We start from the raw sequence: 19,180 nt of genomic DNA on the forward strand, positions 1-19,180 counted from the left end.
AATTCCTATAAGAAACCTATTTGATATGGTAAATTCCCCTAAGGAGAGCCGTTCGTCCCTGCAGTTCATAACGATTCTGCGACTGTACATTGGCTGTTATGGAGTTTGTTTCAAAACTTTTTATATTGGCTAGGTTGCGTATATCCAGTTCAAAATCCATTCCCCATCGACTATATCTTGTCATGACGTTGCAGAATAAATAATTTGTATTCTTATAATCAGGCTGTTTGTTACAAAGGTGCTGAAGATTCCATTTAAGTAATAATGATTTTGTGATATTGATGGGGAAGTTCATCGATTGCGTAATAAAAAGAATACGACGATCTGACGATGCATTGCCCTGGGAAGAAAATGATAGATTAATGGAGCTATTATAATCTAGTGCTATCCTTCTGAAAAATTTCTTGTTGAAAGCAGGTTGTAGTTCATAAGAAGTAATGGCAATGGGTAATATTTCCTTGTTAAATAACTGATTGTAGTTTGATCGTCTCAAATTGAATTTCAGTTTGAATAGGGCCCCTAGCTTGAATATATATTTATCAAGACCGATGGTAGCTGTATAGCTGTGCATAGAATTTTCTTTTGCAATCAGTTGTGTCGCCGTCAATGAGTCTGTAACTGTAGTGGCTATCATATTGTTTGTTGAGTGAATTTCATAACCTAGTCCAAAATGAAAAAACAGTAATTTAACCGATTGTCCCAATTTATAGTTCAAGAAAAAATCATTATTTCTGCTCACTGGGTTGGCTGAGCTATTATAAGATCTAGTTCGGTAATTTTGGATAATCAAACCGCGATAAACAGCATCTATATTTCCCAAGTTGTTGCTATTTTTATAGGAAAATGCAAGTTCATCATCATAGCCAATATGGTATCGAGCGCTAAAGCTGGGTGTAAATTGGATGAGATTTTTCCAATTATTGAGCTGATAATTTTTGTCTTCAAAACGGGTATGGATAAAGGCGACAGGCAAGGATAAATTTGATTTAAAACGCTCTTTATTCCAAGCATAATGTGCATTGAATTCACTGGATGTGCGTAACCAATTCATTCTATTTATTGTTGAATCTAGCAACGGATTGAAAATTTTTTCTCCCTGTAGGAGTTCGATGTTAGATTCAAGGCGTTGATTTTCTAATTCGAGCTTTATACCGTAGTATTGGTTTATTTTACCGCTGGGGAGGCGATATCCCAGCGAAGCGACAGTATTGAAGGTCGGTACATTGACATGTTGGATTATCTTATCAAATATGACTGGATAAAACAGGTCATTGAATACTTCGGTAGAACTGCGTAGTCTCTGGGGCTTTGTATAATATTTACTAGACCATTGAAGTTGGATAATATTTCCATTTTTAAGCTCCGGCATATAAATCAGTTGATTGTTGATCGTTTTGGACCTATGATGAATATTGTTGTCGATCGGTATTGTATCTGATGAGATACTCGATTCGGAATCCTCACTATTTAGCCCCATTGTTAAGGAATTTTTAAAGTAAAAATGATCGGTATTGCGCTCAACTGTCACTTGCCCGGTCGCGGCCTTAGTGTTAATCTGTGCAATCTGAATCTCATGGAATGAAATATCCCCCTTTTCAGTATAATAGGTGTTTTTCCCTTCATAATGAATGTTGTTTCTGTCATATAATCCCTGGATATTCGTACGTAGCGACCAGTCTTTTTTAATCGGTTTTGAAAAATTGAAATCGAAAAGGCCGGTCTTATTCTGGAGGTAATCTCTTTTCTCTAAAGGAGGGCTGCCGATTGTTCCTAAAGAAAGTAGATTGTCAATTTTTGCCTGTGATCTCGTTTCTTCCATGTAAATAGCAAGATCCTGACCGATGTTATTTGCTTTCAGGGCATTGAGAAATTTCACTTTTTTGTTAAACATCATCGTGTTTAGATCTCCATCGAAATGTTTGGGAGTTCCCAATCCGAGCATTATGTTACCCGACGGCTTTAGTTTAGCTTCTTCTTTTATTACCAGGTTTAGCGCAACATCATCACTATACCTTTTATTTTTGAGCAATTTAATATGCTCATGATGAGATATGACTTGTATGTCTTTAACTAAATCTGGGGATATTGATTTTGTCCCCAAACCGTATTTTTCAGTCAGCAAATCATCCCCGTCGATATAAAAGTTTGAAATGGATTTGCCCTGGTATTTCACTTCACCATTTTCAAGGACTTCCAGCCCAGGCATTCGCTTCAATACATCGCCGATAGTTCGATCATTGGGGTCAGCAAATCCAGCCACGTTGTAGGTGAGTGTGTCCCCGCTGCGTGCTATTTTAGGCGCACTTTTGATCTTGACTTCCTCCAATAAAATAGTGGTTTGTTCGAGTATGATTTGAAGGTTGCATAGTTGGCTCCCAAGTGTTTGGCTGAAACGTTTGTACCCGATATGGTTGATCTCTATGTAGGCATTTGTTAGATCCTTGGATGTTATCATTTCAAAATGCCCAAGAGCATCCGTTATTTTAAAGGAAATTACTTTTCCATCACTAGATTTTAGATTAACGCTTGCTGCGCGAATACCTTGCTTACTCGTGTTATCTAATAAAACCCCGGAGATCTGATGTTGCCCATAACAGAAATAGCCGCATAGCCAAAAACAGACAAACAGCACAAAATTTTTGGGCATAAACTATGGCGCTAATTCGATAGGATTGTTTGTTTGTGTTGAAGGGGCTTGACCTTGAACATCGAAGCTGATTTGGACTTTAGAATAATCGATCTGAAAAGGGTTTGCGCGACCAGTTGCCCCAAGTGTTTCATAATAGGCGCTGGGATTCTCTTTAAATGCCGTTTTTAGTCTTTGAATTTCCTCTTTTTTTGCGGGTATAACACTTTTTGAAGGCTCAATTCGAAGTGATTGGTCCGAAGGTTGTTTTTGAAAGCCGGCATATTCCCAGCTGACGTCGTTTTTGGAATCTTGTACCGAAAGAATAAGGCCCGGTAGTCCATGTAGCTTCCATGGTCCAAAAGAAAATGGCAGTTCTGTCGTAAACCAAGCCGTGTAATCCCTTCCTTTAAATCGACATGTGGCCTTTTGACAAAGGTATCCACCGATAGTTTTAGTTTCATCTGTTATTTCCCAGTCCTGGCTTTCGTAGGGAGCTTCGCATGAATAAGCATCTGCCGGAGACGATATTCCCGCTATATGAATGGTCTTTTTTAAAGAAGGATAAATAATGTATCCATCCAGAACCGGGGGACTGGCAGGCATTTTTAACGTTAAATTGCCGTCAAAATCTTGAGCTGAAGTTTTGGCATCTAACTGTTGTTTGACGAGAATATCTGAGTAGGTTCTATAGAGACTACTTTCTTTACCGAGATAGGTGACTGTTTCATCCGTTAGCTGTACCGCATTTTTGGTCGTATCGTTGTTATGTTTAAATTGATAATGAACTTCGGCGATAACTTTTTCTTGTGCTTTCAATGAAAATAGGGCACAGACAAGCAGTGCAAAAATAAGCGATAATGTTCTCATCACAATTGTTATAAGGTTCTTTTAAAAATATGAAATTTTTTTTATGATAGAGAACAATTGTTATTTTTTTTTAAACCCAATGGATAATTATACCGTCTTTTTCCATTTTTCGGAAGTAAGTCATTTGCCTTTTGGCATAGCGATGTATTTCTGTCTCCAATTTTTTGGTAAAGGCCGGGTAATCGAGCTGTCCAAGGAGATGGAATGACGCATATTTATACTCCAGGCCATAGTATTGAAGCTGATCGTGTGTAATCCCTTCGGTCAGGAGTTTTGCCACTTCTGCTAATAAGCCATCATTTAATCGTTGTTTTAATCTTTGGCTAATGTGTTCGCGTCGGATTTCCACTGACGGATTTAATCCGATAACGATGCTATCTACCGTTTGTTGCTGAGCGATGTGATCGGGGTGAGTATCTAAAAATGCTAATATTTCTATTGCGCGGATGATACGTTTTTTGGTCGAAAGATCGATTTGGAAATTCGCGGGTAGTGTATATTCCTGAAGGCGTTTTAACAACTCTGTCTCTGGGAGGGGAAGTAATGACTCCTTGAGGCCTTCGATCGATGGGATCAGCGCATATGGATTTTGTTGAATTACACTTTGGATATATAAGCCTGTACCACCACAAAGGATAGTATGTTTTCCCCTTTCTAGAATGGATTGTCGGGCTTGATGGAAGTCAGCGATAAAGTTTCCGAGATGATAGCGTTCTCCCGGTTCATGTGTGTCGATAAGATGATAGGGAATATCTTGATATTCCGATAAATCTTTTCCCGTACCGATGTCCATTCTTTTATAGATTTGGCGGGAATCTCCACTGATGATTTCAGCATCGATGCGTTGCGCCAGTTGAACGGCTAGTTTCGTCTTTCCTGAAGCTGTAGGTCCTAAGATAACGATAACTTTCTCTTTCGGAACGGTTTGCTGTTCCAAAAGAGAAAGTGTATATTTTAATCTGTCTATCACAGAACAAATTTAGTCCATTTTTCTGTTCCTTCGTTATTTTTTACGACAGTATCGATAAAAGCCATGCCTCTTACGCCATCGTAAACTGTTGGAAAATCTTGTTGTTCAGCTGTCGGAATTTGTCCTTCACGTTTTGCCGTAACTGTTGCCGCAAAATTACGGTAGATATTCGCAAATGATTCCAATAAGCCCTCTGGGTGACCTGCTGGTACGCGGGTATTATGTGTTGCAAAAGAACTCAACGTATAAGGCGCTGCGTAAGCATTTCCTGTGCGATAAAGCTGACGAGGCTGATCAAGCATCTTGATGATTAAATTGTTCGGATCCTCATTTGCCCATTCCAATCCACCTTTTTCACCGTAGATACGGATACGAACGGCATTTTCTTCTCCGGCTGAAATTTGCGAAGCCATTAATACACCTTTAGCACCATTTTCGAAACGCAAAAGCACCGAGCCATCGTCATCCAATAGACGACCTTCAACAAATGTTGTGAGGTCTGCACATAGTTCTTGGATTTTTAACCCCGATACATATTCCGCTAAATGCGCAGCATGGGTACCGATATCACCCATAACCAACGATTTACCTGAGCGTTTCGGATCTGCACGCCAAGCGGCCCCGGCATTACCTTCGCGTTCTGTTAGTCGGCTTAACCAACCCTGTGGATACTCAACCACAATCTTTCTGATCTTACCGAAGTGGCCTTCTTTGACCATCGCTTTGGCTTGTTTAACCATCGGGTAGCCGGAATACGTATGCGTAAGACACAGTGTGCGGCCTGTGCGCTCTACTGTTTCCTGTAATTCTTTTGCTTCTTCAACAGATACTGTCATTGGTTTTTCAACAACAACATCAAACCCTTTTTCTAGCGCTAATTTAGCTGGAGCAAAGTGTAGAAAATTGGGGGTTACGATCGTTACAAAATCCATACGCTCGCCTTCAGGAAGCAAAGATTCTTTTTCGATCATCTCTTCATAGTTTAGATAGACACGCTCAGGAGCTACAAATAAGTCTTCTCCAGATTGTTTTGAAATCTGTGGATCAATACTAAATGCACCACAAACCAGTTCAATCTTGCCATCCATAAAAGCAGCAATACGGTGTACAGCGCCAATAAAGGCATCGTTTCCGCCTCCGACCATACCCATGCGAAGTTTTCTCTTCATAACGTTATTATTTTTGATTATTTATTTTTCAAACCCTTACAGTGTACAATATACACAATTTAGCTTATTTTACATATAAAATCATCTTGATGCTGCCCATATTTTCCTTTGGAAAGCCATTCGGATATTGTTCCATTAATACCTTTAGCTCTTCTGTATTGCGATAAACATATCTTTTTGTCTCTGCTATCCAAAAGTTGATAGGTGCAGTTATTTCCTTCGCAACAAACCCAATTTTTTCGAGCGAAGAATGTTGGCTCCAATCACGGTCGGTGAAAGTCATAATGTCTCCTGGCGAGAAATCGCTACAAAAGGCTTTAATTAATTTGCTAAGGCCCCCTATGACATTAATACCTGTTTTATTACAAAAGCGTAATAGTTCAAATGAGCGATAATCTTCATCTTTATCCAACATTCGGCGCCCTCCAGAGAATACCGCGACCGCAACAAGCTCTCCCTGTTCATAAAGGCCATAACGATACTTGCCGGGAAGAGCGGTTTGTAAATGATGTTCCACGAGGAACTGTAAACTCGTTCTTTTGTCGATCCGGGCAACGACAGTATTACGGGCGTAAATGCGTTTGTCATTTTTTGTTCTAGAAACAATGCGCCTGACGATCAAATCAAACTTTGTTATTAATTGGTCTTCATCGATATGAATACAAGGATCGGAAGTATCACGTCTCACGGATTTCTCGTGAGGGTATAGTAAAATGTTAATTGTTAATTCCGGAGATGATATTTGTATAAATCCATCAACATGACAAAGCGCTAATGAAACTTCAAGAGCTTGCTCTAGCCTAAGCTTGAACTGTGTCGACAAATTTATAAACGAAGGATCCATAAAACAAAAGTAACTTTTATGGAAGTTTTGACGAAATATTCACTTTTAATAATTATCCGTACCTTTGTACCCAAGAATATAATGGAGCGACAGCGTATCCTTGTTAAAAAAGTACAATGACTCAGGATGAGCAATTAGCCTGACATGATCTAAAATAAAAACGTGCTAAAATTACAACAGGCGCCAAGTGACTTTAAAAGCAAACAGCGTGTAACGAGCTCAGGTAGAAATGAGTATCGGCACTTATAAATAATTATAATACATATGAAACTTCCGATAGTGGCGTATGGCGATCCTGTATTAAGAAAGGTCGCTGAAGAAATAGATGAAGACTATCCAGATTTAAAGAAATTGATTGATGATATGTTCGATACCATGTATGCAGCGCATGGTGTTGGCTTGGCAGCTCCACAGGTAGGTTTGCCTATACGTATGTTCGTTATCGATGCAACTCCTTTCGCAGAAGATGATGAAGAAAACAAAGAAATGCTCCAATCGTTCAAAAAAGTTTTCATCAATCCCATCATGGTTGAGGAGTCTGGTGAAAAATGGGCTTTCGGTGAAGGATGTCTAAGTATCCCAGATATTAATGAGGACGTATTGCGTCACCGGAATATTCGCATCAATTACTTAGATGAGAACTTTGAAGAGCATGAAGTAGACTTAACAGGTTTGGCTGCCCGAGTGGTACAGCACGAATATGATCATATTGAAGGTAAACTATTTACCGACAAATTGAGTGCCTTGAAGAAGACGATGCTAAAAGGTCGATTGGATGCTATCGCGAAAGGAAATATTCGTGTTGGTTATAAAATGAAATTCCCACAGCAAAAGAAAAAGCGTTAGTTCATACTAACGCTTTTTCTTTGTCGCTTCCTTCTAGTCCGTCTTTTAATCCATTTTTAATATGGATTCGGTCATCCAGTGTGACGTGTTCTAGAAAGTTTACGTGCTAAGAGGGACTTTCCTCAATCCAAGCGGGGTAAATACAAACGATATTTAACGGCTGTCATTCGTATTAAAAAGACAACAGCAGCCCCAATAAATGCCGCCCAGGAGAGGTCGAGATCAAGGTGCACCAGCAAGATATATGTGAGCCCTCCACCTAAACAGGCCGTAGCATATACTTCTTTTTTAAAGATTAGTGGGGTTTCGTTGAGTAACACATCGCGTGTCATCCCCCCACATACCGCGGTGAACATTCCAAAGATAATGGCAGCATAGGTATTGCTTTCGTAGTTGAGTGATTTTTGTACCCCAAGGATGGTAAAAAAGCTAATTCCGATGGCATCAAAAAGTGTCAGCGTGCGATAATAACCATACAACTGTTTGTTGAAGACAATGGCAATTAAAATTCCGAGGAAAATAGCGATGAGATAATTGCTATCATTGACCCATACTGGGCGTAGATTCAAAAATACATCCCGCATCGACCCACCGCCAATGGCTGTCACAAACCCTAAAAAGGCTGCCCCAAAAATATCAATATCTTTACGTTTTGCCGACAGGGTACCCGATATTGCAAAAAATAAAGTGCCAAGCAAATCGCTTAGATAAAAATAATTGGCATCAGTAATCATGGTAATCCTTTTTAAATCAATATGTTAAATCCTCCATCTGACATTGTCCCATTTAGCCTATATCAACGGGGATAAACTTCCCTTTATTGGACAAATTTAGGAGAAATCTTGATAGTTTAAATTCACCGAAAGGCGAATTGCTTTCAACCCCGCAATTCCTTGTACATCTTCCAATTTTAAATGTTCGATGGTATGCTCAATAATGCCCATGTCATAAATTGCCTGTATACTTAGCATGAGATCCTCCAGGATTTCATCCGATAAATAGACAATAGCAATTTTATTGACCTGGGTAAGTCGTTCTTTGGTTCGCTTTATCCGAATTTTGTCTATCCTCTTTTTGATGATTTCATAACGGATATTGAGCGATCCCTCGACATCAAACCTCCTTTCATCTTCCCGGAAGCTGATATCAATGCTATGTGGGTTGATGAAAATCAGTTGTGTTGTTTCTAAAGCCAGTGGCAGCGTATCTTTCGCATGGTATGCTTTCAGCGCAATTCTGGCCATCGAAACAATTTGCTGACGCCTAAATACATTGATGAATTCGTAGCTGAACGATTGTTGGGGCGTAATGGATTCGCCGATATAAATGTCATATTCAATACCGTCTGTCCTGAACTTTTGAAAATAAGACGGATAATTTCCCTGGATGAAGCTATTGAAATGATCCAGTTCTCTACTGATCAATTGATTGATCTGACGTAGAGAAGTTTCAAACTCATTCCGATAAAACTCCCCGGTGTCCCGATTGGTGAAAAAATGCTTCGCATAATGCTCAATCACCGCTATTTTTGATGGGAATTGCTTTCTGGCTTCTTCTAAAAATGGCTGCACATCTTTTCTGAAGAACTCAATGATCTTGACCATCGATTCATCAAAAGAGATATGGTCAAGAGATTCTGTAATTTGATCGACCCGTGCTGAAAAAGTCATAATCAATTTGTGCTTTCCGTCTAACGAGAGCTCATCAATAAGCATGGCGAGCTGTTTGACCTTGAAGCTAAAGTCTTTGAGAATAGAGGCGTTTCGTATGATCGTAGAGTCTTTGACATCGACAGCACCATAGAGCGGATAGACTTCTTCAAATACAACCGCTTTAATATGGGCATCCTGACTATCGTTTTCCAGTTCCTGAATGTACTGGGCCGCGATATGGTTAAATTTCCACTGAACCGAAGGCTGTATTGTCGTAAACCGGTTAATGATGATATCGTCGATACGTTTTTTAAATTCCAGGGTGATATCTTGAGCTAGTTGTGATAAAAGCGGAACCAGAGAACCTAAGGCTTGCATGGTTTCACTGTCGAGCTGATCTTGTTCACGGCTGTATATTTCCAATATGCCTGAAAGAGAATGATTATGAATGAGCGGAATACACAAATAGGTCGTTACCCCCGACAAGCTAATCCGCTCGTCGAAAATGGACGTGGTATTCCGGATACCATTCGTCGCATTACTTGTATAAAATATCACATGCGGATGCTTTAGGTAGCCCGCGATTTCAGGATTGATCTTAAAGGTTTTATTGGCGGTATACGCTTCAGCAAACAAGATGCTTTTATTGGTGATTGAATAATCGAAAAATGGTACCCCATTTAATTGGAACAGCGGAAATAGACTAAATACCGTATCAGGCCCCTTTAATAGCGGTGTGATTATCTTTTCTAAATCAGCTAAAAAGAGGTGGTAATTGTATGTAGGCAAATCCAGGAGGATGGACTGGATTCGCCGTAAGGTATATTCCGTACTGGTCTTTCTTAAGGTCACCATGCTAAAGCCCGATAACTCAAAATCTTCCAGTTTAACGGTATTGATAACGGTATTCCAGTCAAAAATGGAATCACTGGGGTTTTCCGATAAACGACCTATATCAAGTGCCGGCAATGTCTTTTTTGCTTTGATCTCAACAAATTTAAAATCGATGTCTAAATCGTAATAATCGATAATCTCCCCCTGATCATTGAGGTGATGATACACAATGCTGCTGTTTTCATTGGGAGAAAAGCCATAGAGTCTATCGAAGATGAGGGTATAAAAAAGCTTTTCTTGATTCGTAAGAAGGCTTCCGGCACGCATCTTCCCTTGCATTTCTTGCTCCACAAGCTGATGGCTAGATAGGTCGAAAAAGGCTTCGGTTCCATAGAAGGCTTCTTCTGCTAGGGCTGTTGTGAGTGCCCAGTACCTTTTTGGAGCAGTGTCAATCAACGATACGGAGAGGCTATAAATCAATTGCAGAATATCTTTATAGGCATTGAGATTCTGCTTGCAGAGTTTGCCGTTGAGATGTTCTATTTCTTTGATGCGTTCCAACGCAAACAAAGGAATCATTTCATCCGATGAAGTGCCATTTTCAATAAAAGATTCCAGGTATTTGAAAAATGGTTCAAAGTCTAGCCTGCCATTTGTATACGTATTGGCGTTTTTTGCCGTTGTGAGTTGTACTTTCTTTATCTCCATGGATCGAAATTTTAAAAACGGAAACCTGTGCTGAAATAGGGATACCAGCCTTCATTGGATTTCGTCATGACAAAATGCAAAGGAAGTGCATTGGCGACGATGTAATAAATACCCCCACCCACACCTTGATGAAACTTATCACTATTATAGCCCTTTGCCCATACTTTTCCAATATCATACATGGTCATTAGTCCGAATTCACCTGGAAGAACATAGCTTTTGACATCAAGTACTTTAACACGGGCCTCTAGGTTATTATACAGCATCTGTTGCCCCGCAAATCGATATTGGCGAAATCCTCTGAGATTTTCATGGCCACCTAGAAATAAATATTGATAAAATGTAGGGTTCCCGACAACGATCCCCCCTCCCGTTCTATTGGCGAATATAATGCCTTCATTGAATGCACTGAAATAGCCGGTTATTGCGGCACTTAACTGCGCTGAATTTTTTGAGTACGGATTGAGTCCAAAATAGGAATTCAAAGCGGCTTCAATATATAGCCCTTTACTTGGGTTAATCTTTCGATTACGGGAGTCTTGTGTTAAAAATGCATTGATACCTGCAAAAGTTTTGTCTTTGGTAATCGATAAACTATCGTAAGAATGTAAAGCTTGGGGATTTAAAATAAATCGATCTTCATTCTCAATCGGATCTAAGTGGTAAAATTGGATATGCGGACCTACGGCAAAGCTTAACGTAGATGAAGGTTTCCATCTTAACTGCGGATTGATATTGAAAATATTGAATCTGCTTCTGTAATATTTTGCACCATACTGTTCCTTTAAGAAGAGCGAGTTATTACCTACACCGAAGAAGTTTTGCGTGTTGTCAGGAGCTTTTGCTAGCGCATCGACAACAAGATCTGCATCCCCGACAACAGCTATCCATTCGCCTCTATAGTGAATTTTATAAGCTCCGGTCCGGAAGGCTGTTGCTACAGTCAGTTGTTGCTTATACGTAAAAGGATTTTTTCTAAATCCACGCTGATGTGTATAAGCAGCCCCCAGCCCGAGCGAAAAACCGTCATCAGCATTATAACCCGCAGTCACCAGAGGAAGCCAGGTGTTATATAGGTTTACAGGAACAAATTGCGTGTTGGTACTATCTTGTGCATAATGAAGCTTTATTTTGTTCTTCTCACCCAGTAAAGTGGAGTTTTTGGTATTCTCGTAAAGCTGTATTTTCGATTTGCCTTCGTTGATAACATAAGTCTTTGGCGTGCTATCTCCAATAATTCGGAGTTTAATCGGAGAATTTGCGTTATCGATGACAACAGAGTCTTTTCCCTCACCTAAATAGAGACGAATTTCTTTTGTTAGGCGGTCTTTATAGGTTTTGTCCATCAATGCTTTGGTGACCTTACCATCTTTATTGATCTTCGAAACTTTGACTTTCAGGTTTTTATTTTCCGTGCTGTGTATTTCTACTTTTTCGTTTTTGTCGCTGAGGTGAATATCGACAATGTTATTGATGAAATTATAATACTCTTCCATCGCTGTGGGTAGAGCATCACGACGGCTTTGAAGTGTTTTAAAAATTTGTTCCCCACGAATAGCAATGGACGACTGTGGCAGGCTACGTACCGACTCCCATAATACCGAATCTGTGAGACGTGCTACAAATTGCTTGACCTCTTTGGTCCATTCCTTGTGAGAAAGCTGGTTGCTCGGATGGGCATTTAAAAAACGCGATTTAAATAAAGAATAGCGAATATTGGGAATACCCGTCGTAAAACCTTGCATGACTGGGTTGACAAATTGCTGATAGATATCTTTCATCAGAAAACCTTGTGTGACACGCAGCGCCTGATCCCGATCGCGGGGAATAGGAATGTAGTCTTTATCGTGATCTGTGCTATCCTGATTTTCATTATACCAACGCCATTGATCCTCGTGTCGATCCCAATCGCTTACCAATACATCCAGCATTCTTGCGCGCAGATATGCCTTAGCTTTAAAGTTATCATCGTTATCTTCCTGTAGTTTTCGGACAGCTTTTGGGCTGTTGTCTGAATCACCAAGTGGTTCGCGTTCTTCTAGTAAAGCCACCGTATGCTCAAAAAGCGGCGCGTATTCCCCCAATATGCTGTCTTGTGCAACAACGCCGATGATGGGATGGGCATGGGGGACGTTCACGGCATTTGCCAAAGCAGGGATCATAAGTGCGGAATAGGGATGCTGGGCGCTGGTGGCATCGTCTAAGACATCCTGTACAAAGGTCCCATGGAGCTCTTCAGGTATGAGGGATTCAGTCCTTTTATTGACCGAACGTAGTGCCCATTCCCGACCGATTGAATCCGTAAGTCGTAGGGAAACCGATTGCATCCCGCCTCCCTGTTTGACAGGATGCAGTCCCCCGTACAAGGTTGAAAGCTGAAGCAAAGGCAAGGTGGTTTCCGCGGCCCATTCTTTGCGGTAATTTTCGCCAAGGAAGAACTTCTTGAATTTACTGGCTTTACCATATTTTGCATTTGTAACGATGCTTACACTGTCCTTGATAACGGTTTGAGCAAAGGATTTGCCCTGATGTGCAGGGGACTGTGTATGCTTTTGTTGTGAATAAGCATGACTAGCAAGAAAAATAAGAAAGAATGGTACTACCTTTTGCATGCCTATTTTTGTTCAAATTTATAAATGATCCCTTTATCCTGATTACCGGCTTCGCTGCTGATGTAAAGATTAAATTTTGAATCAAAGTTAATGCCTTCAGGTTGAGGGAAAATCTTCGGGTCTAATGGAGAGAGTGATTTCACATGAAAATTCTCATCGGTTACAACAAGGGCTTTGTCTACAGAAGATAAGATATACCATTCCTTGCTGTCTGCTTTTTTAGCTAACGCCGAGGGTTTGAACGTTTTCTTGATTTTAGCATCAAATGCATGAAGTTCATCAAGCTGGATGGCAAATTCTCCCTTCGGCTGAAATTGACCACGCTCGTCAATTGAAAAGACATAACCCGAGGTTTGCGATTGTTTTCTGTCGACCTTACATTCTTTACATAATACGTATGCCTGGTTGCTTTCGCGGTCAACAAAAAGCCCTTCATACTCTCCTTTTGGAAGTAAATTTTTCTGTTCGACCACGTTTTTTATATCGTCCTTTTCGGCAATGGGAAAGGAATAGATGCTACCATTGCTCTTTAAAATAAAGAAATGTGTATTGCTTATCGAGATGTCCTCATAGTCGCCATCTTTTCCAAAAGGGTTGAACGTAACTTTTTGTGTCGGTTGGTTAAATTTATAAAGAAAGCCCTGCTCATCTTGAATGGCATAAATATCGTCATCCTGTCCCGCGAGAAAAGCTATTCCGGATATTTCTAACAATTCGTCGGGCAAACTCATCTTTATGCCCGAAGATAATGTATAGGGTATTTGTTGCTGTTTTTCAGCTTGAACATGAGCGGGTTTGTTGCTGTTTTCCTTGGTTGTATTATTCGGATTGCAGGCGAGAAAAATAACAGAAGCTAAACCTAATGCCATAGTTGTCAATATCGTGGGATTTTTCATCATTATATGATTAAATTTTAAATTGAGGAAGCCATCCGGTTTCTGAATGAGCTTACGTTCAATGATTATATTGTTGGGCTTTTAGGCTGTTCTTGTTGTAATGAGCTGCCTTGTTGAATAGCCCTATTGTCTCATGTTGCCTTTCAAATAATGAAGGATTTGTTGCTGAGAAACATTTTTCTGCTGTGTTTCTATTGCCTGATTTTGTCCGTGTTCATCCAGTAAAGTTGCTTCGGTGTCGTCTGCAAACTGAATATCGAATAACTCTTGTATTTGATGTGCTAATGCTAGATTCAGCAATGGAAAGCAAGTTTCTATACGTCGGTAGATGTTACGGTTCATCCAGTCTGCAGAGCCCAGATACGCGCTCGTTTGTGCTTGATATTGAAAAATAAATATTCTGCCATGTTCTAAATATCGTCCTACAATCCGTTTCACGACAATGTTGTCGCTCAATCCGGGTACTTGTGGTTTTAGTCTACAGATTCCTCTGACCAATAATTGCAGTTTTACCCCTGCCCGGCTCGCCTCATACAATTTATTGATTAACGATTCTTCTTCCAGATTGTTTAATTTAATTTTTATTGTAGCGCTGTCTCCGTCTTTAGCTGCTTGGATGGTCTTGTCTATCAGGGATAAAAATGTATGTTTGAGATTGAACTGTGCAATTAATAGATGGTTAAAAGACAGCTCATTTGGATGATGGGGTTTTCTCCGAGCTGGTAAAAACTCGAATAGCATGTCTAATTCGTTGGTCAATAGTTTATTTGAGGTCATAAGGAAGTAGTCCGTGTAGACCTTCGCCGTTTTTTCATTTAGATTTCCTGTGCCTAATAAAGCACTTTCTCGACCCTCTTTGCGTTTGACGAGCGCTATTTTGGCATGTACTTTTAAATTGGGGATGCTATACGTGATTTTGACGCCCTGTTCTTTCATTAATCGAGCCCAATGTATATTATTCGCTTCATCAAAGCGCGCTTTCAATTCGACAAATACATTGACTCTTTTCCCATTTTTTGCTGCGGTAGCCAGCGCTTGTGCAATATGCGAATCACCGGCGATACGGTATAAGGTCGTGTAAATCTCATCTACGGTTGGATCTATTGCGGCCTCATTAAAAAAACGTAGTATGGGATCGAACGATTCATAGGGCGTGCAGACCAACAGATCCTCTCGGTCTATTTGGTCAAAGATAGATTCCCTGAAATTCTGATTCTTATTGATTTGCAGCTGTTTTGGATAAGAAAGTTCTGCTGTTTTAATCGGAAATGAAAATAGATCTTTCAGATTGTGATAGTTTCCGCCTTCGACAATGCTACTTTTTCGCAGATCAAATAGTGTTGCCAATGTTTCAATCAGCTGTTTTGGCAGATTTGGCTGGAATAGAAAGCGTGTCGCATAGCCAAGATCACGTTTATTGACTTCCGTCTCAATTTTTTGGGCAATATCACCCTCAAATTCATCTTGGAGATTTAATTCCGCATCCCTCGTGATTTTAAAGGAATAGAAATTTAATGATGTATTTCTTATGGCTTCAGGAAAAAATGCTTTGATAATATCATCGATGAGTACGACATATTTATTCCCAATGATCTCACAGGTGAAAAAGCGGCCAATATGATTTGAAGGGACATTTAGAAAGAATACCACTCCAGTATTGTCGTCTGTAACGACGAAGTAGAGCTGATTGTTGATCGGAAAAAAAGAAGTATCATCAATTGGTATAATTTGGAGGTAGGAGGCAATTGTACTAAAGAAATATTGAGCTGCGAGGTCTTTTACTTCTGCTGGAATAGCTTGGTTGTAGATAAAGAATATATTTTCTTTTGCTAATTCTTGGATAATATCAGCTAGTATTAAGCCAAATTTTTCCTGTTGTTTGTTGATGGTTTTTGACGCTTTTTTATATGTGCCAATATCGATGTTCGGAATGAGCTGTCCCGGATTTTGCTTCATTATTTTTTTCCAAGCCATTAGTACAGGCATTCTAACACGATAAAATTCATCCAGATTGGATGAGAAAATAGCGAGAAACTGTAGTTTTTCCAGTAAAGGTACCTCCTCACGAGCGGCTTGGTCAAGTACCCGGTCATTGAACGATAACCAGCTGATGTCTCTGTTGATATAAAGATCTTTCTTCTTCATCCGTATAAATTTATGGTTATGGCAACGTGCTTACAACAACATTAATAATGATGCTATCTATTGGTAGCTAATGATTGATCTAAAGGCGGCATCTTTTTAAATAAAAAAGAAAGTTTGGAAAACATGATGCTGAAATATTTCACTGTTTTTATAGTATTGCATTAAAATATGGTTGCGGCGACAAAAGAAACAACCGATATAACAAGTCCAAACATAAAAATTCCATAGGCGTATCGTAGAAGCTTATATTTTCGTCCTAATACCACACCTTGCGAATAAACATCCTTGGTGAGCATGCCATATAGAAATTCCGAGTCGACCATTACCTTCTGCATACCCTCGTTATAATCGTCGAGTTTCATTTTGTAAAAATTTCCAAAAAAGAGAAGATTGACTGATTTCTGTTCGATTTCCTCCTTTGAGAATTTACCCGACGGAATTTTGGGTATCGTTGATAGTATGGCCATGACCATGGTTGCTACCACGGCTGTAGTTAAGATAATTGTTGGGATAATCAGGTGCTCGTTGGCATCTAGTTTCCGAAATAAGACAGCAATCACGACAGAAAGGATAATAGAATTGACCGTTAAGAGGATGTTGGCCTTATTGTCTGCCATGTCGCTTAGTCGCTGATTGTTTGAGGACGTAATCCGGAACATTGTTTCTATCCCACGTTCTGGCTTACTGCCTTTCTCTTTTTCCTTTTTGTCTTCCTTTTTACTTTCTTTATTTTTTGAGATAGATTTCTCCTGTTTTTTCTCCAGTTCTTTTAGATTCATCTCCTTTTTGGCATTAAGCTTTTGTTGCGCATATTCAGTATGGTAATGATGGCTCATTAGTAGTTTGATGGTGCCGGCCCGCCATACGTCTTTATCGATCTCCTTCCCTAGTACTGCTTCAGCTTCGGCTTTCATCAGTTTGTTTCTGTTGACGAAATCCTCATTCCCAAAATGAAATAGGTCTGCGTCGCAGAGAATTTGCTCCAGCAGATTTGTAGGATCCTGAGGCATTCTCGTTGCTAAAATACAACCTTTGATTTTTTCCTGTATGGCTTCCGGTATGCCTTTGTCCTGGAGGAAATTTAAAGCAATTTCGACACTTCTTTTTTCATGACCAATAGCATTGTCAGATTTTACGTAGCCGAGATCATGAAAGTAGGCGGCACTAATAACAATAAAGTGATCCTCCTCTCCTAGTTTATAGTACGATGAAATCTCCTCCGCGGCACGTACAACAGAACGTGTGTGTATCGTATTGTGAAAGCAATGGCAAACTGAAATATTTTCTGTAATATAAGTTTCAGCATATTCTTCTACCTGTTTTAAAAGCTGAGCATAATCTATCATGGACCAATATGGTTTTATTTGCAATAAAAGTATTTAATATCTTTAATTTCTTAAAAATAAGGTCTTCTTTTTTGTTATTTATTAACCTAGATCAAATTTACTGAAAAAAGCGTTATTCCAGTAGTTGTAAAATTGACTGTTATATAAGTAGATGAATTGTTCTTAAAACAGACCGCTAATCGGATGAAATATTTAGCTTTTATTAAAAGAGTACCCAGACTAATGCTAATCAAGGAAACCTAGGTAAAGCCTATAATACTCGAGTAAACATTTACTAAGGCGGTCATTGAGCATGTCTCAGATTAATACCGTTGATAGGTAAAAACAATAAGATAGGGCGTCCAGAATTCGAAATAGGATTCTAAACTGGATCCTGATTCGATCCTATGCTGAGGCCGATGCGGGAAATCAGTAGGGCGAAATGCTTTTTTAGCCCTTTTTATGCTGTGTTTCTCCGGGCATATAGCGCTTTTTAGTCATTATCCAGGGTTTATCCAGTTTTCATTCCGCTCCGAAAGCCACTCTAAGGACAGTTCAAGCGGGTTTTGAGTAGCGTGACAGGGCTTACTGCGTGCCTGACTCGGACTCAACGCAGACTCACCTCGGGTTTAGCACGTATTCACGGTGTATTACTGATAAATAAACACAGCTTATGTGTTGCCTTAAACCAAGGGAGATAAGATAACAAGGGTTGCTCCGCTCCATCGTTAAATTGGGGCATTCCCCTACGCTGCTCTGCTCCCAAATTCTTTTTGCGCCTTTGATAGTATGTTTTTCCGAGTTGTTTTCGTGTTTGCTGCGTTGCTACGGAGTTGTTCGGCTGCGGTTCAGTCTGGTATTGGCCTTTTTTAGGGGCATCCAGGGGATATGGTCGCGTTCGGAGCGTCATTTGCCCGTGTTGGCAGCGGGGTGAGTGCGGGCTTAGACTCGGACTCAACACGGACTCAACACGGACTCAAGACGGACTCAAGACGTTCAGGGGCTAAACCAGCCCCGACCATGGTACAAAGGAGGCTGGGAGGGCAGTCGGAGGTTCCCGCAGACCTTTGTCAGCAGCCGGAGCGTTGTCCCCAAGCGGAACCACCTTTCCCTAAATAAGGGAGAGTTAAGGATGCTTTATTCCTTAGTTTAGCTTTTGTTTATCGTTAGCTTAGTAATAAGTTAGGGTTTGCTTAGCCATAACCTATACTATACCTAAACTAAACCTAACTAAACCCTAAACTAACCCTAAGTAAACAGGCAGGAAAGTATAACTGCAAATGAAGGTATTCCGGAGCCCTGTGTTCTGCCATTTTTCCGACCTACCGATATCCGCCTATCCCCTGTTATATCCTGCATTGCGGTGTCTTTCCGCTGTGATCTTTCCGATGGGACAATTTTCCGGTCTTATCAATATCCACCCGTTTATAGGCTGCGCCTATGCGCATCGTCTTCGATTGAGCGTTGAGCCGAGCGGGCTACCAAAGTGATCCCGAGCTTAAGCAGATCGAGCAATACAATGTCCATCCATGTTTCTGCTGCGGAGCCTGTATCGAGTCCCGGTTCCCGTCCCCATTCTGTGCCGGATCCGGCCTTCCCAGCCTTCCGATCACCTGTTTTACAAAAAGAATCTCGCACCGTTACAGGCAGTTAAGGTGAAAATGAAATAAATAAGAACAAAAG

At 40.2% G+C, this 19,180-nt stretch carries 14 protein-coding genes; 1 reads left to right on the top strand and 13 read right to left on the bottom strand.

The genetic code is table 11. The features are described from left to right. Nucleotides 1-16: 16 nt before the first annotated feature. From BGP15_RS04640 to BGP15_RS04660, 5 genes are all read right to left on the bottom strand, one after another. A complete protein-coding gene (locus BGP15_RS04640) occupies nt 17-2,647 on the bottom strand; it encodes a peptidase associated/transthyretin-like domain-containing protein (protein WP_286768827.1) in 2,631 nt (876 codons plus the stop codon). Nucleotides 2,648-2,650: 3 nt separating this feature from the next. After that, on the bottom strand, nt 2,651-3,496 hold the full coding sequence (locus tag BGP15_RS04645; protein WP_286768828.1) for a GLPGLI family protein: 846 nt from the start codon (nt 3,494-3,496) through the stop codon (nt 2,651-2,653). 70 nt (nt 3,497-3,566) lie between these two features. Further along, nucleotides 3,567-4,466: a tRNA (adenosine(37)-N6)-dimethylallyltransferase MiaA gene (gene miaA / locus BGP15_RS04650; RefSeq protein ID WP_115046277.1), complete on the bottom strand. Its 900-nt coding sequence runs from the start codon at nt 4,464-4,466 to the stop codon at nt 3,567-3,569. Further along, entirely contained in the window at nt 4,463-5,635 is a 1,173-nt protein-coding gene (locus BGP15_RS04655; RefSeq protein ID WP_070562808.1) for a Gfo/Idh/MocA family protein, read from the bottom strand. Before BGP15_RS04655 ends, miaA begins: the two co-directional genes overlap by 4 nt. Nucleotides 5,636-5,699: 64 nt before the next feature. Then, nucleotides 5,700-6,479, bottom strand: coding sequence for a hypothetical protein (locus BGP15_RS04660; protein WP_070562811.1), 780 nt, complete (start codon nt 6,477-6,479; stop codon nt 5,700-5,702). A gap of 264 nt (nt 6,480-6,743) precedes the next feature. Here BGP15_RS04660 and def point away from each other — a divergent pair, with 264 nt between their 5' ends. Beyond that, nucleotides 6,744-7,325 (top strand): peptide deformylase, encoded by a 582-nt coding sequence (gene def / locus BGP15_RS04665; RefSeq protein WP_286754250.1) that lies wholly within the window; start codon nt 6,744-6,746, stop codon nt 7,323-7,325. Nucleotides 7,326-7,447: 122 nt separating this feature from the next. Here the strand turns inward: def and BGP15_RS04670 are convergent, their stop codons facing one another. The 8 genes from BGP15_RS04670 to BGP15_RS04705 form a co-directional block, all read right to left on the bottom strand. Continuing rightward, a complete protein-coding gene (locus BGP15_RS04670; RefSeq protein ID WP_088163355.1) occupies nt 7,448-8,059 on the bottom strand; it encodes a trimeric intracellular cation channel family protein in 612 nt (203 codons plus the stop codon). 96 nt (nt 8,060-8,155) lie between these two features. Next, nucleotides 8,156-10,519 (bottom strand): GAF domain-containing protein, encoded by a 2,364-nt coding sequence (locus tag BGP15_RS04675; protein WP_286768829.1) that lies wholly within the window; start codon nt 10,517-10,519, stop codon nt 8,156-8,158. A gap of 11 nt (nt 10,520-10,530) precedes the next feature. Then, nucleotides 10,531-13,131: a BamA/TamA family outer membrane protein gene (locus BGP15_RS04680; RefSeq protein WP_286768830.1), complete on the bottom strand. Its 2,601-nt coding sequence runs from the start codon at nt 13,129-13,131 to the stop codon at nt 10,531-10,533. 2 nt (nt 13,132-13,133) lie between these two features. Further along, nucleotides 13,134-14,030, bottom strand: coding sequence for a hypothetical protein (locus BGP15_RS04685; protein ID WP_286754253.1), 897 nt, complete (start codon nt 14,028-14,030; stop codon nt 13,134-13,136). A 120-nt stretch (nt 14,031-14,150) separates the two neighbouring features. Beyond that, on the bottom strand, nt 14,151-16,172 hold the full coding sequence (gene ppk1, locus BGP15_RS04690; protein ID WP_286768831.1) for a polyphosphate kinase 1: 2,022 nt from the start codon (nt 16,170-16,172) through the stop codon (nt 14,151-14,153). Nucleotides 16,173-16,333: 161 nt separating this feature from the next. After that, nucleotides 16,334-17,518 carry a Pycsar system effector family protein gene (locus tag BGP15_RS04695; RefSeq protein WP_231585238.1) on the bottom strand — a complete coding sequence of 395 codons (1,185 nt, stop codon included), beginning with the start codon at nt 17,516-17,518 and terminating at the stop codon, nt 16,334-16,336. Nucleotides 17,519-18,137: 619 nt separating this feature from the next. Further along, the gene (locus BGP15_RS04700; protein ID WP_286754255.1) at nt 18,138-18,407 is read right to left on the bottom strand and encodes a 5-formyltetrahydrofolate cyclo-ligase family protein; all 270 of its coding nucleotides are present in this window, start codon (nt 18,405-18,407) and stop codon (nt 18,138-18,140) included. 515 nt (nt 18,408-18,922) lie between these two features. Continuing rightward, nucleotides 18,923-19,135 carry a hypothetical protein gene (locus tag BGP15_RS04705; protein WP_286768832.1) on the bottom strand — a complete coding sequence of 71 codons (213 nt, stop codon included), beginning with the start codon at nt 19,133-19,135 and terminating at the stop codon, nt 18,923-18,925. Nucleotides 19,136-19,180 lie beyond the last annotated feature (45 nt).

This window comes from Sphingobacterium sp. 40-24, from assembly GCF_001899705.1.
In the GTDB taxonomy this organism is placed as follows: domain Bacteria; phylum Bacteroidota; class Bacteroidia; order Sphingobacteriales; family Sphingobacteriaceae; genus Sphingobacterium; species Sphingobacterium multivorum.

Excerpts from the sequence above, each read along its gene's own strand:
- def (WP_286754250.1), top strand. The coding sequence starts at position 6,744 with ATGAAACTTCCGATAGTGGCGTATGGCGATCCTGTATTAAGAAAGGTC.
- BGP15_RS04695 (WP_231585238.1), bottom strand. The coding sequence starts at position 17,518 with ATGATAGATTATGCTCAGCTTTTAAAACAGGTAGAAGAATATGCTGAA.
- BGP15_RS04655 (WP_070562808.1), bottom strand. The coding sequence starts at position 5,635 with ATGAAGAGAAAACTTCGCATGGGTATGGTCGGAGGCGGAAACGATGCC.
- BGP15_RS04685 (WP_286754253.1), bottom strand. The coding sequence starts at position 14,030 with ATGATGAAAAATCCCACGATATTGACAACTATGGCATTAGGTTTAGCT.
- BGP15_RS04645 (WP_286768828.1), bottom strand. The coding sequence starts at position 3,496 with ATGAGAACATTATCGCTTATTTTTGCACTGCTTGTCTGTGCCCTATTT.
- ppk1 (WP_286768831.1), bottom strand. The coding sequence starts at position 16,172 with ATGAAGAAGAAAGATCTTTATATCAACAGAGACATCAGCTGGTTATCG.
- BGP15_RS04660 (WP_070562811.1), bottom strand. The coding sequence starts at position 6,479 with ATGGATCCTTCGTTTATAAATTTGTCGACACAGTTCAAGCTTAGGCTA.
- BGP15_RS04670 (WP_088163355.1), bottom strand. The coding sequence starts at position 8,059 with ATGATTACTGATGCCAATTATTTTTATCTAAGCGATTTGCTTGGCACT.
- BGP15_RS04640 (WP_286768827.1), bottom strand. The coding sequence starts at position 2,647 with ATGCCCAAAAATTTTGTGCTGTTTGTCTGTTTTTGGCTATGCGGCTAT.
- BGP15_RS04680 (WP_286768830.1), bottom strand. The coding sequence starts at position 13,131 with ATGCAAAAGGTAGTACCATTCTTTCTTATTTTTCTTGCTAGTCATGCT.
- BGP15_RS04675 (WP_286768829.1), bottom strand. The coding sequence starts at position 10,519 with ATGGAGATAAAGAAAGTACAACTCACAACGGCAAAAAACGCCAATACG.
- BGP15_RS04700 (WP_286754255.1), bottom strand. The coding sequence starts at position 18,407 with ATGACGCTCCGAACGCGACCATATCCCCTGGATGCCCCTAAAAAAGGC.